Consider the following 12,219-nt stretch of genomic DNA (forward strand, 5'->3'; position numbering starts at 1 on the left):
ACCAGACAACATAGGCTTTCCCCCGTGGCAGAGGGACGCGAGTACCGGATGGATGAGCTGGCCTGCCGGGCCGGCGTGTCGGTGCGCACCGTGCGCTTCTACCGCGAGCGCGGACTGCTGGCGCCCCCGCGCAGACAGGGCCGGATCGCTTGGTACGGCGATCACCATCTGGCCCGGCTGCGGACCATCTCGGCGCTGCTGGAGCGCGGTCACACACTGAACGGGATCGCCGATCTGGCGAAGGCGTTCGAGAGCGGCCGGGATGTGGGCGAGGTCCTGGGTCTGGGCGAGCCGAGCGAGGAGACCCCGGTACGGCTGACACCGGAGGAGCTGGCCGACTACTTCGAGGGCGAGGTGACCCCGGAGAATCTGGCGTCCGCGCTGGACCTGGGGTATCTGGCGACCGACGGCGACGAGATCGTGCACATCAGCCGGCGGCTGCTGGATGTGTCGGCGTCGCTGGTACGGGAAGGGGTGCCGCTGGCGGCGGTCCTGGCGGCGGGGCGGCGGGTGCGGACGCACGCGGACGCGCTGGCGGAGCTGTTCGTGGAGGTGCTGCGGACCCATGTCCCGGAGGGGGACGCGGAGCGGCTGCGGCCGCTGGCGAAGAGTGTGGTGGAGGCGGAGCTGTCGATGGCGCTGGACCGGCGGCTGCGCGAGGGCTGAGACCCCCGGCCCACCGGCCCCCGCCGGCCCCCGTCGGTCCGCCCCGGCGCCCTCGCCGGCGCCCGCCCGCTCCCGCCGGGCCCCGCCTGTTCTCGCCGGGCCCCGTCAGGCCCCGTAGACGACGGTCACCGGCGCGTGGTCGCTCCAGCGCTCCTCATGGGTGGCCGCCCGCTCCACGAACCCCTTCACCGCGCGCCCGGCGAGCCCCTCCGTGGCGACCTGGAGGTCGATCCGCCAGCCGGTGTCGTTGTCGAAGGCCCGGCCCCGGTAGGACCACCAGCTGTAGGGGCCCTCCTGCTCCGGGTGGAGCGCCCGCAGCACATCCACGTACCCGGTCTCCTCGTAGACCCGGGTGAGCCAGGCGCGCTCCTCGGGCAGGAAGCCGGAGTTCTTCCGGTTGCCCCGCCAGTTCTTGAGGTCCGCCTCGTGGTGGGCGATGTTCCAGTCGCCGCAGACCACGACCTCGCGCCCGGCCGCCGCGGAGCGCTCCCGCAGCTCCTGGAGATAGGGGAGGAAGGCGTCCATGAAGCGGTACTTCTCGTCCTGGCGCTCCGTGCCGACCTCGCCGGAGGGCAGATAGAGGCTGGCGACGGTCACCCCGGGGAGATCGGCCTCGATGTACCGGCCGCTCGCCGCGAACTCGGGGACGCCGAAGCCGGTCCGTACCGCGTCCGGCTCACGGCGGGTGAGCAGGGTCACACCCGCGCGGCCCTTGGCCTCCGCCGGGGCGTGCGCCGTGAACCAGCCCTCGGGGGCGCGTACCGCCTCGGGCAGCTGCGCGGGCTCGGCCCGTACCTCCTGGAGGCAGACCACATCGGCGTCGGTGCCGGCCAGCCACTCCACGAAGCCCTTCTTGGCGGCGGCGCGGAGACCGTTCACATTCACGGAGGTAACGATGAGCATCCAGGCACCATACCCAGGAAAAAACTCGGGAGCCGAACCCACTCATACCCGTACGATCCATCGCATGGATGTACGAGCCACCTCTTTCGATCACCCGGACGCCCAGCTGCTGAACGACCGGGTCCAGCAGGAGTACCAGGAGCGGTACGGGGACGGGGGTGACGGGTCCGTGGTGCTGACCGCGGACTTCGTCCCGCCGAACGGCCTCTTCCTCATGGTCTACGACGCGGACGGCCGGCCGGTGGCGACCGGCGCCTGGCGTGTCCAGGACCACAACGAGGAAGGATACGGGGACGGCGACGCCGAGCTGAAGCGGATGTACGTCATACCCGAGGCCCGGGGGCAGGGTCACGCCCGCCGGCTGCTCGCACTGCTCGAGGAGGACGCCAGGGCCGCGGGCCGGGTCAGGATGGTGCTGGAGACCGGCGACCAGCAGCCGGAGGCCATCGCCCTGTACGCCTCGTGCGGATATGTCCCGGCCCAGGCGAAGTTCGGCCACTACCGGGAGTACGACGCCAGCCGTTGCCTGGTGAAGCCACTGGTCTGACGCCGTCCGCGCGCGCCGCACGGGTCCTCGCGCCACGCGCACACCTGGGTCGCCCCGGTCCACGGCCCCACCGGGGCCGGAACCGGTCCGGGGCCCGGGAGGACAGCGGGGATCCCTCAGAATCCGGGCGGGAGCACCTGGATCCCCTCCCTGGCGGGCACCGTGGTCACCACGGACTCGAAGAGGCAGGCGTCGTGCTGGACGGCGACGACCCGGGTGCGCCCGTTCCCCCGGGCGTCCGGCGCGGCCGGGACCGCCTCGATCCAGCAGTCGGCGTCCAGCTCCGCGTACCGGTGGAAGACGGCCTCCGTGCCGACCGGCACGACCGGCACCGGGGGGCTGACCGCGAGGGCCGCCTGCCGGGCGGCCTCCAGCAGCAGCATCCCGGGTGCGTGGTCCTGCGGATGGTCGAAGAGGATCGGATGCCGGGTGTCCGCCCGCAGCAGCCAGCGGTCCCGTACCGGGGTCGGGGCGAGCACCACGTCCTCCGGGCGGGAGCGGCCCACCAGCGCGGGCTGGACCGGTGGCGGCAGGAGATCGGGCCGCCACGCCGCCGCCTCGGCGTGCGGGCCGCGCAGTCTGCGGTAGACGGTTCTGGGGAGCGAGGTCACCCCGCTGACGGCGCTGCCGAGGAAGCGCCCGTCCCGGCGGGCGGTCACCTCCATCCGCAGCCCGCGCAGCGCGCCCGCCCGCCGCTCGACCCCGGCGCAGCGGATGTCCAGCTCCACGGCGGCGGGGGTCTCCCCGACGGCCAGGGCGTCCCGGTCGAGGTCGACGGTGAGACGGCGCCAGATCTGGTGGTGGTCCATCGGGGCGGCGTAGACGGTGTGGGTGATCAGATGCACCGCCTGGCGCAGGGTCTCGACGAACATCAGCGGGTCGTGGAACCCCGCGGTGGGACCGTAGAAGGTATGGGCGCGCGGCCACTGGGCGGTGACCGTCAGACTGTCGAGGCCCGTGGGGTGAAGGCCGGTGAGGAACACCTCGGCGAGAGCGGCGCGGTGGACGTACTCCCTGGGCACCGTGGTGGTGAACGGCCCGTGTGCGACGGGCCGGTCGACGACGGCAAGGCTTTCCCGGCGTAACGGCATGGTCATGTCCCTCCCACAAGAAACGTGCTGCGGCGAACGCGACACTGTTCAACGTACAGACTGCGCGGCGCTATTCAAGCCCTAGCAAAGATCCGGTAAAGGTGCCAGAATCCTTCGCGCTGCCGCTCATTCTGGCGGGGCCGGGCATTTCCTCGGAGACACGGTCATTGGGAAGACCACCTACCTGACCCGGCAAGGCCGATCGGCCCCTGCGACCGTCACGGGACGGCCACCGTCATCGGCCCGGCATCCGCGCTGTCACTATTCCCCCCACCCGGTCCACACGGATAGGACACTCCTTTGTCCGAGGAACTGAGCCGGCTCCGCCTCGCCGCGGTCAACATCGACGGTGTCCTGCTGGACGACACCTTCAGCCCGATGCTCCACCGCTTCGTGACGGGCCGGGGCGGCGCCTACACCGCCGAGCTGGAACGCCGCGTCTTCTCACAGCCCCGCCTGGTGGCCGGGCAGATACTCGCCGAGGCCACGGGGATGGAGACGGGCCCCCAGGAGACGGTCGACATCTATCTGCGCGAACGTGAGGAGTTCCTTCTGGAGCATCCGGTACGTACGCGGGACGGCGCCGTAGAACTGCTGGAGCGGTTACGGGGGCTGGGGCTGCGGACCGTCTGCTACGGCGGGCTCGACCACGACCACTTCCACCGCGAGCTGGGCCCGCTGGCCGATCTGTTCGACGCACCCGGGTATGTCTGCACCAACGACTTCCGCCCCGGGGTACGGGAGATCAGCGAGGAGATCTTCCACCTCCCGCCGGAGCGGACGCTGTTCATCGACGATGTGGCCCGGGTGGCGGAGGAGGCCCGGCGGCTCTCCGCCGCCTTCATCGGCGCCCCCAGCTCCTTCGAGCACGGCTTTCAGCCACTTTTGATGCGGGAGGTGGGGGTGAGGCATGTGGTGACTTCTGTGGTGGATATCGATGAGGCCCTGCTCCGCGCGGTCGACGCGGAGGCGGCGGCGGGGACCCACTGGTGAGCGCGGCCCCCGGGCGAATCGAGCCCCTGGACGAGCCCGGACGCCCGGGCGGAGCGGGCCCGGGGATGAGTGCCGGGGGCGCGGCCCCGGGGGCGGGGCCGCTCGCCGGGCGCAGTGTGCTGATCACCGGGGCGAGCAGCGGCATCGGCGCGGCGGCGGCCCGGGTGTTCGCCGCCCAGGGGGCCCGGCTGACCCTGCTGGCGCGCCGGGCCGAACGGCTGGAGGAGCTGGTGCGCGCGGTGCGGGCCGACGGCGGCGAGGCCCAGGCGGCGGTCGCCGATGTACGGGAATCCGCGCAGGTCGAGCGGGCCGTGGCGCTCGCGGTCGAGCGGTACGGACGGCTGGACGGCGCCTTCAACAACGCGGGCGCCATCACCGAGCCGCGCCCCCTGCACACCACCGGCGACAGCGACTACGACCTGGTCATGGAGACCCATGTCCGGGGCGTCTGGAACTGTCTGCGGCAGGAGATCCCGGCCCTGCTGGCGGCGGGCGGCGGCGCGATCGTGAACAACAGCAGTACGGCGGGGCTGCGGGCCACCTCCATGGGGCCGGCCTATGTCGCCTCGAAGCACGCGGTGGTCGGACTGACCCGGGCGGCAGCGGTCCAGTACGCCGGCTCCGGGATCCGGATCAACGCCCTGGCCACGGGTTTCACCCGGTCCGAGATGACGGAGGGGCTCTTCGAGCGGGACCCGGCGGCCGAGCCCCGGATGCGGGCCAAGGTGCCGCAGGGCAGGGCGGCGGGGCCGGAGGAGGTGGCCCAGGCGGCGGCCTGGCTCCTGGGCGACCTCGCCTCCTTCGTCACCGGGGCGGTGCTCCCCGTGGACGGCGGCTCCACGGCCCGCTGACCCGGCCGGCCCACGACCCGCCGCCGCCCGCCGCCGCACCCCGTACCGCTGCTGCACGGCCGTACAGCAGTGGCGCGCCGGGCGGCTGCACCGCCGTACAGCAGCGGGTAATACGGGTCCGACGGGGGACGCATACCGGCCAAGCCTCCGGGGCGGTCTCTCTTCCTTCCTCCCCAGCACCGTGAATTTTCGGTAGTCTGCGGAACGGTTTTCCAGAAACCGAGCCGATTTCCGCCTTTTGCAAAGGCGATTCACTTTCCGCTCCCGGGAATTCCGGCCGACCAGCCGAATCAACGTCCCCCGGAGCCTTCACCGGGTCTTCCACCGGTCCGTTCGCCAATCCCTTACCGCTCTGTTCGCGCATACTTCCGCCGGGGCATTGGCGCTCCGTTCGGCGGGCCCTTCGCGGGCCGTTCCGGGGGCGTTCCCGACGGTGGCGGGGAAAGCCGTTCGCCGCTTCCGATGTACATAAGGGAAGCGCGTACCGACGGACGAAGGGGAGGGCGCACCTACGGCCGGGGTCGGGGCCTGGGGCCGGAGTCGGGGCAACGCAAAAACCCCGCCCGATCAGATGATCGTACGGGGTTTCGCGCGCTCGTCCCGGGCGGACCCGGGACAGTTGCTGGGTGGACCTGTGGGGATTTGAACCCCAGACCCCCTCGATGCGAACGAGGTGCGCTACCAGACTGCGCCACAGGCCCTTGCAACGAGTGAAACTCTAGCATCCCCATCGGGGTGCCCGGAAATCCGCTCCGGCGCTGGTCACACGGGCCCGCACGGCGGTGTCGCCGGGCGGCCCCGCGGGGGCCCGCCCGCCGGCCGTGCGGGGGTCACTCGTTGGCGGCGCGGGGGCGGTCGTCGTCCTCCGCGTACTGGTCGAACAGGGGCGTACGACCGCGCTCACGGGGGACCCGGCGCTGGGGCACCGGGTCCGCCGGGGCCGGGTCCGCCGCCGAGGAGCGGGCGGAGCTCCAGGTGTCCGGGTCGCTCAGATCGACGCCGCCGGTGGCGCGGGGGGCGACCGGGGCGGTGACATAGGTCGGCAGCGGCACCGGGACCGGGTCCCAGCTGCTCCCGGAGGCGGGCCCGGAGGCGCGCTGCTGGTCGACCCACTCGGCATGGTCGGTCTGCTCCACCAGCGCCCGCCGGTCGGCGGCCTGCGGGGAGAGCGCGGGCAGCTCCGGCTCGGGGCGGGCCTCGGGCTCGGGCAGCGGCTCGGCGGGCGCGGCCGGGGCGCCCTGCTGCGGGCGTCCGCGCTCGCGCAGCCGCTGGGCGGCGATCTCGGCGCGGCGGCGGTCCATCACGACCACGAACCGCTGGCGCTCCTGCCTCCGCAGATAGCCGATGTACGCGCTGAGGAGGACGGCGGGGACGGCCGGCACCCAGAGGAAGCCGAGTCCGCCGACCGCCGCGACGATCGAGCCGAGGGTGAAGCCGAGGAAGAGCAGGGTGGTGGTCCGTCGCCGCCGGGCCAGCGCCTTGCCGCGCCGGGCGCGCTCGGCGGCCCCCGGGCTCGGACGCGGACGCCGGCCCCGGGGCGCGGCCTGCGCGGGCACCGGCTGAGCGGGCCCGGGGTGCGCGGGGGCGGCCTGCGCGGGCGCGGGCTGCGCGGACGGCTGCGGGCGGGCGGGAGCCTCGGGCCTGCCGTCGAGCCTGGCGTCGGGCCGGGACTCGGGCCTGGGCTCGGACCTGCCATCAGGCCTGCCGTCGGGCCGGGACTCGGCTCGGGGCGCGGCGAAGCCCCGGACGTCCACCGCGTTCAGGCGATCGGTGACGGCGTCCGGGTCCGCGCCGGGACCGGCCTCCCCCTCGGTACGTTCCCGCAGCTCCTTGGCGTACCGGCGCTCCATCGCCCCCCGGCCGGACAGCAGCCGGATGGCGGTGGAGAAGCGTTCCGTCGGACGAGCCTCGTTCAACTCGTCCTGCCTGCGGAGCCACATCGGCACCAGGTAGGCGGCCCAGGCCCCGACGATGACTGCGTAGATGAGGCCGCTGCTGCTCACGGTCACACCGTAGAGGGATTCTCGGGGCGGCATCCGCCAATTGGCCCGGTGTGTCGCACGATCCCTCTCATCTCACTGACTTTTTTTCTGATAGTCGGTTTCAACGGCGTGGTACCGCCGATCGGGTTTCGAACATGTTTGCTATTTCTCGGCTCCGGGGCGGTGTACACCGGGTCGCTCACGGCGCCAGCGGCGCAGCAGTCCCTCCGGTACCTCCTCGGCGGTGAGGGCGAAGACCAGGTGGTCCCGCCAGGCCCCGTCGATGTGGAGATAGCGGGGGCGCAGCCCCTCCTCCCGGAAGCCCAGCTTCTCGACCACCCGGCGGCTGGGGCCGTTCTCCGGCCGGATGCAGACCTCCATCCGGTGCAGCCCGACCGCGCGGAAGCAGTGGTCCACCGCGAGCGCCACGGCGGTGGGCATCACCCCGCGCCCGGCGACCTCCCGGTCCACCCAGTAGCCGACATGGCCGGAGCACATGGAGCCCCAGGTGATACCGGCCACGGTGAGCTGGCCCACCAGCCGTCCCCGGAACTCGATGACATAGGGGAACATCCGGCCCGCGTTCGCCTCGGACCGCAGATGGCGCACCATCTGACGGTAGGTCGGACGGCGGGCCGCGGGGGCGCCGGGGACCGGCGGCGGGACGGTCGCCTCCCAGGGGCGCAGCCAGTCGCGGTTGCGGCGGTTGACCTCGCGCCAGGCCCGCTGGTCGCGCATCCTTATGGGCCGCAGGACGACATCGCCGTCGTGGAGGACCACCGGCCAGGGCGCGTTCAGCGGGGGCCCCCGGCGGGAGGGGCGGATGCGGGGTGGTCGCCGCCGTGGAGCTGGTCCACGGCGTGCGCCAGCAGCGGTCGCAGGACGGCGAGTCCGTCCCGGACGCCCCCGGTGGAGCCGGGGAGGTTGACGATCAGGGTGGTGCCCGCGACCCCGGCCAGGCCCCGGGAGAGGGCGGCGGTGGGCACGGCGTCCCGGCCGTGGGCGCGGATGGCCTCGGGGATGCCGGGGACCTCCCGGTCCAGGACGGCGGCGGTGGCCTCGGGGGTGCGGTCGGTGGGTGAGAGGCCGGTGCCGCCGGTGGTGAGGATGACGTCGTACCCGGCGGCGACACCCGCGCGCAGGGCGGCCTCGACCGGGTCGCCGTCGGGGACGACCCGGGGGCCGTCGACGGCGAAGCCGAGCCGGGTCAGCCCGTCGGCGAGGACCGGGCCGCCCCGGTCCTCGTACACCCCGGCCGCGGCGCGGTTGGAGGCGGTGATCACCAGGGCGCGGGGGGCCGGCGGGTCCGCGTCCACGGTCGGGTCCGCGTCCACGGGCCGCTCCGGGGCGACGGATCCGTCAGCGGCGGTGGGCAGGTCCGGGGCGGTGGGCCGGTCAGCGGCGGTCATGGGCGGCTCCAGTCGCCGGACCGGCCGCCGGACTTCTCCTCCACCCGGACATCGGTGATCTCCGCCGTTCTGTCCACGGCCTTCACCATGTCCACCACGGTGAGCGCGGCCACGGTGACGGCGGTCAGCGCCTCCATCTCGACCCCGGTGCGGTCGGTGGTGCGCACGGTGGCGGCGATCTCCACGGCGTCGTCGGCGACGGTGAGGTCGACGGTGACCCCGGAGATCGCCAGCGGATGGCAGAGCGGGACCAGTTCGGGGGTGCGCTTGGCGCCCATGATCCCGGCGATCCGCGCGGTCGCCAGGGCGTCGCCCTTGGGGACGCCCTCGCCGCGCAGCAGCTCGACGACCCGGGAGGAGACCAGGACCCGGCCGCTCGCCCGTGCGGTGCGGGCGGTGACCTCCTTGCGCGAGACGTCGACCATACGGGCCGCGCCCGCGTCGTCGATGTGCGTCAGCCTGCCGTCGGTGTTCATCTCGTGGTCGCCGCTCCCGGTCCGGACCGTCCGGACCCGGTGGGCCCAGCTGGGCAGACACGGTACCTCCCCGGGGGCCCGCTCAGCCGAGGAGGATCACCTCGACCTCCGTGCCGGGGACGACCTCCGTCTCCCGCTCGCCCACCACGATCAGGCAGTCGGCGTGGGCGAGGGCGGCCACCAGATGGGAGCCGGAACCGCCCACCGGGGTGACGGTGGCGCTGTCCGCGTCGTACGTACCCCGGAGGAACTGCCTCCGCCCCTGCGGCGAGGTGAGCGCCCGATCGGACTTCAGCGCGGCCCGTACCTGCGGCCGGTGCGGATCGGGCAGGCCCATCAGGGTACGGATCGCCGGGCGGACGAACAGCTCGAAGGAGACATATGACGACACCGGATTGCCGGGCAGGGCGAGCAGCGGGATGTGATCGGGCCCGATGGTGCCAAACCCCTGCGGCTTGCCCGGCTGCATGGCCAGCGTACGGAAGTCGACAAAGCCACCCGGCTGGCCCTCCCCGGCGCCGAACCGGCCCTCCTGGCCCGGGTGTCCCTCCTGGCCGGAGTGCCCTTCGTCGGCGGGCCGGTCGTCCTGGGCACTCCCGGGCCCGCCGGGAGGCCCGCCCAGCGACGACAGCGCCTCCTTCACCACGTCGTACGCGCCCACACTGACACCACCCGTGGTGACCAGCAGATCGGCGCGGATCAACTGGTCCTCGATGGTGGCGCGCAGGGTGTCGGCGTCATCGGTGACGGCGCCGACCCGGTAGGCCAGCGCCCCCGCCTCCCGGGCGGCGGCGGCGAGGGCGAAGCTGTTGGAGTCGTAGATCTGACCCTCGCCCAGCCCTTCGCCCGGCTGGACCAGTTCGCTGCCGGTGGAGAGCACGACGACCCGGGGGCGGGGGCGTACCCGCACGGTGGCCCGGCCGATCGCGGCGAGCAGGCCCAGCTGCGGGGCGCCGAGCACGGTGCCCCGGGCCAGCGCGAGATCCCCCGCCTGCACATCGCTGCCGCGCGGGCGGACATGGGCGCCCTCCTCGGCGCCCCGGTGGACCCGGACCTCGCCGCGCGCGTCCTCGGGGGCCGACTGCGCGGGGCGCATGGCGGTGGCGGCTCCCCCGCCGCTGCCGCCGTCGGTCCACTCGACCGGGACGACGGCCTCCGCGCCGGGCGGCAGCGGGGCCCCGGTCATGATCCGCGCGGCCTGTCCGGGGCCGACGACGGGCAGCGGCCCGGCACCCGCGGCGACATCGCCCACCACGGTGAGAACCGCCGGGAACTCCTCGGTCGCGCCCCGTACATCGGCGACCCGGACCGCGTACCCGTCCATCGAGCTGTTGTCGAAGGGCGGCAGGGCCACCGGGACGGTGACGTCCTCGACCAGGACACAGCCCTGCGCGTCCAGCAGATGCAGTTCGATCGGGTCGAGCGGCCGGACCGCCGCCAGGATGTCCTCCAGGTGGTCGTCCACCGACCAGATCGCGCTGCTCACCAGGTCACATCTCCTCGGTCACATAGCTGCGGAGCCAGCTCCGGAACTCCGGGCCCAGGTCATCACGTTCGCATGCGAGCCGGACGATGGCCCGCAGATAGTCGCCCCGGTCGCCGGTGTCGTACCGCCGGCCGGTGAAGACGACACCGTGCACCGGGCCGCCGATGGACTCGTCCTCGGCGAGCATCTCCAGGGCGTCGGTCAGCTGGATCTCCCCGCCCCGTCCGGGCGCGGTCTCCCGCAGTATGGCGAAGACGGCGGGGTCGAGGACATAGCGGCCGATGACGGCGAGGTTGCTGGGGGCGTCGGCCGGGGCGGGCTTCTCGACCAGACCGGTCACCCGGACCACATCGTCCTCGCCGGTGGGGACGGTGGCGGCACAGCCGTAGAGATGGATCTGCGACGGCTCGACCTCCATCAGGGCCACCACACTGCCGCCCTCGCGCTCCTGGATCTCCACCATGCGGGAGAGCAGCGGGTCGCGCGGGTCGATGAGGTCGTCGCCGAGGAGGACCGCGAAGGGCTGGTCGCCGACGTGCGGGGCGGCGCACAGGACGGCGTGGCCGAGGCCGCGCGGGTCGCCCTGGCGGACGTAGTGCATGGTGGCGAGGTCGCTGGACTCCTGAACCTTCTTCAGGCGGCCCTCGTCGCCCTTGCGGGTCAGGGCCTGCTCCAGCTCGTAGTTGCGGTCGAAGTGGTCCTCCAGGGGACGCTTGTTGCGTCCGGTGACCATCAGGACGTCGGAGAGCCCGGCGGCGACGGCCTCCTCCACGACGTACTGGATCGCGGGCTTGTCGACCACCGGCAGCATCTCCTTCGGAGTCGCTTTGGTGGCGGGCAGAAAGCGCGTTCCGAGGCCGGCGGCCGGGATGACCGCCTTACTGATCCTGGCGTTCGACTGAGTCATGTCCCGCACAATATCTGGTGATCGGAGCAGTATGGGGGGCAGAAGATGATGTTCCGGTTAACTTCGTCCACAGAACGTGGGATACGAGAGGTTTGCCAGTGGCGATGAGGGACGCTTTGCCGGAGATGCCCGGCGGAGAACCGACGGCCCCGGGCGGGGGACCGACAGCTTCCGGCGGGGCGCCGAGGGTTCCCGGTGGGGAACCGACGGCTTCCGGCGGGGAGCCCGCGGACAAGCGCACCGTACGCGGCCGGCTGCTCGCCGCCCGCAGGGGGTTCGCCCCGGCGGAGGTGGAACGGGCCGCCGCCGCGCTCGCCCGGCACGCCCTGGACCTGCCGGAGCTGGCCGGGGCGGCCACCGTCGCCGCGTATGTCTCCGTCGGCGGTGAACCGGGCACCCGGGCGCTGCTGGACGCGCTGCGGGCACGGGGGATCCGGGTGCTGCTGCCGGTCCTGCTGCCCGACAACGACCTGGACTGGGGAGAGTACCGGGGACCGGGCTCGTTGGCACCGGCGGGGCGGGGACTGCTGGAGCCGACGGGGCCCCGGCTCGGCCCGGAGGCGGTCCTGGACGCCGACGCGATGCTCGTACCGGGACTCGCGGTGGACGGGCGCGGGGTCCGGCTGGGGCGCGGCGGGGGCTCGTACGACCGGGTCCTCGCCCGGCTGGAACGCGCGGGCCGCTCCCCCGCGCTGGTGGTGCTGTTGTACGGGCACGAGGTGGTCGACCGGGTCCCGGCCGAGCCGCACGACCGGCCGGTACGGGCCGCCGTCACCCCGGAGGGCGTGCGCCGCTTCCCCGTACCGGAGAAGTGACCCGGCCCCGGGCGAACGGGCGCGGGTGAAGGGGCACGGGTGAACGGGGGCGCCCCCGGAGCCGGGGTTTCCGGTTCCGGGGGCGCTCGGTGC

At 73.5% G+C, this 12,219-nt stretch carries 13 protein-coding genes and 1 tRNA gene; 5 read left to right on the plus strand and 9 right to left on the minus strand.

The window, feature by feature from the left end; all coding sequences use genetic code 11:
• Positions 1-48: 48 nt before the first annotated feature.
• Positions 49-666, plus strand: coding sequence for a MerR family transcriptional regulator (locus ABT354_RS16190; protein ID WP_351494114.1), 618 nt, complete (start codon positions 49-51; stop codon positions 664-666).
• Positions 667-771: 105 nt separating this feature from the next.
• On the opposite strand, the gene ABT354_RS16195 is transcribed toward ABT354_RS16190, so the two are convergent.
• The gene (locus tag ABT354_RS16195; RefSeq protein ID WP_351494009.1) at positions 772-1,569 is read right to left on the minus strand and encodes an exodeoxyribonuclease III; all 798 of its coding nucleotides are present in this window, start codon (positions 1,567-1,569) and stop codon (positions 772-774) included.
• A 64-nt stretch (positions 1,570-1,633) separates the two neighbouring features.
• Here ABT354_RS16195 and ABT354_RS16200 point away from each other — a divergent pair, with 64 nt between their 5' ends.
• Positions 1,634-2,116 (plus strand): GNAT family N-acetyltransferase, encoded by a 483-nt coding sequence (locus ABT354_RS16200; RefSeq protein WP_351494012.1) that lies wholly within the window; start codon positions 1,634-1,636, stop codon positions 2,114-2,116.
• A gap of 116 nt (positions 2,117-2,232) precedes the next feature.
• Here the strand turns inward: ABT354_RS16200 and ABT354_RS16205 are convergent, their stop codons facing one another.
• Positions 2,233-3,213, minus strand: coding sequence for a ScbA/BarX family gamma-butyrolactone biosynthesis protein (locus tag ABT354_RS16205; protein WP_351494014.1), 981 nt, complete (start codon positions 3,211-3,213; stop codon positions 2,233-2,235).
• A gap of 294 nt (positions 3,214-3,507) precedes the next feature.
• Between ABT354_RS16205 and ABT354_RS16210 the strand changes: the two genes are divergently transcribed.
• Together ABT354_RS16210 and ABT354_RS16215 are read left to right on the plus strand one after the other, a co-directional pair.
• Entirely contained in the window at positions 3,508-4,200 is a 693-nt protein-coding gene (locus tag ABT354_RS16210; RefSeq protein WP_351494016.1) for an HAD family phosphatase, read from the plus strand.
• A 65-nt stretch (positions 4,201-4,265) separates the two neighbouring features.
• Complete coding sequence (locus tag ABT354_RS16215; protein WP_351494018.1) at positions 4,266-5,051, plus strand: SDR family NAD(P)-dependent oxidoreductase; 786 nt, start codon at positions 4,266-4,268, stop codon at positions 5,049-5,051.
• A 627-nt stretch (positions 5,052-5,678) separates the two neighbouring features.
• Here the strand turns inward: ABT354_RS16215 and ABT354_RS16220 are convergent.
• The 7 genes from ABT354_RS16220 to galU all read right to left on the minus strand — a co-directional run bounded on the left by ABT354_RS16220 (position 5,679) and on the right by galU (position 11,311).
• A tRNA-Ala gene (locus tag ABT354_RS16220) sits at positions 5,679-5,752 on the minus strand.
• Positions 5,753-5,881: 129 nt separating this feature from the next.
• Positions 5,882-7,054, minus strand: coding sequence for a divisome protein SepX/GlpR (sepX, locus tag ABT354_RS16225; RefSeq protein WP_351494020.1), 1,173 nt, complete (start codon positions 7,052-7,054; stop codon positions 5,882-5,884).
• A 141-nt stretch (positions 7,055-7,195) separates the two neighbouring features.
• Complete coding sequence (locus ABT354_RS16230; RefSeq protein WP_502983428.1) at positions 7,196-7,813, minus strand: GNAT family N-acetyltransferase; 618 nt, start codon at positions 7,811-7,813, stop codon at positions 7,196-7,198.
• A gap of 14 nt (positions 7,814-7,827) precedes the next feature.
• Positions 7,828-8,442, minus strand: a complete 615-nt coding sequence (locus ABT354_RS16235; RefSeq protein WP_351494022.1) for a MogA/MoaB family molybdenum cofactor biosynthesis protein — start codon at positions 8,440-8,442, stop codon at positions 7,828-7,830.
• The gene (moaC, locus tag ABT354_RS16240; protein WP_351494024.1) at positions 8,439-8,918 is read right to left on the minus strand and encodes a cyclic pyranopterin monophosphate synthase MoaC; all 480 of its coding nucleotides are present in this window, start codon (positions 8,916-8,918) and stop codon (positions 8,439-8,441) included. Before moaC ends, ABT354_RS16235 begins: the two co-directional genes overlap by 4 nt.
• An 82-nt stretch (positions 8,919-9,000) precedes the next feature.
• A complete protein-coding gene (locus ABT354_RS16245; protein WP_351494026.1) occupies positions 9,001-10,404 on the minus strand; it encodes a molybdopterin molybdotransferase MoeA in 1,404 nt (467 codons plus the stop codon).
• Positions 10,405-10,408: 4 nt separating this feature from the next.
• Positions 10,409-11,311 (minus strand): UTP--glucose-1-phosphate uridylyltransferase GalU, encoded by a 903-nt coding sequence (galU, locus tag ABT354_RS16250; RefSeq protein WP_351494028.1) that lies wholly within the window; start codon positions 11,309-11,311, stop codon positions 10,409-10,411.
• 104 nt (positions 11,312-11,415) lie between these two features.
• On the opposite strand from galU, the gene ABT354_RS16255 reads away from it, so the two are divergent.
• Positions 11,416-12,126, plus strand: a complete 711-nt coding sequence (locus ABT354_RS16255) for a 5-formyltetrahydrofolate cyclo-ligase (RefSeq protein WP_351494030.1) — start codon at positions 11,416-11,418, stop codon at positions 12,124-12,126.
• Positions 12,127-12,219: the final 93 nt, after the last annotated feature.

Origin of the sequence: Streptomyces sp. NPDC000594, from assembly GCF_040299965.1 — a bacterium.
In the GTDB taxonomy this organism is placed as follows: domain Bacteria; phylum Actinomycetota; class Actinomycetes; order Streptomycetales; family Streptomycetaceae; genus Streptomyces.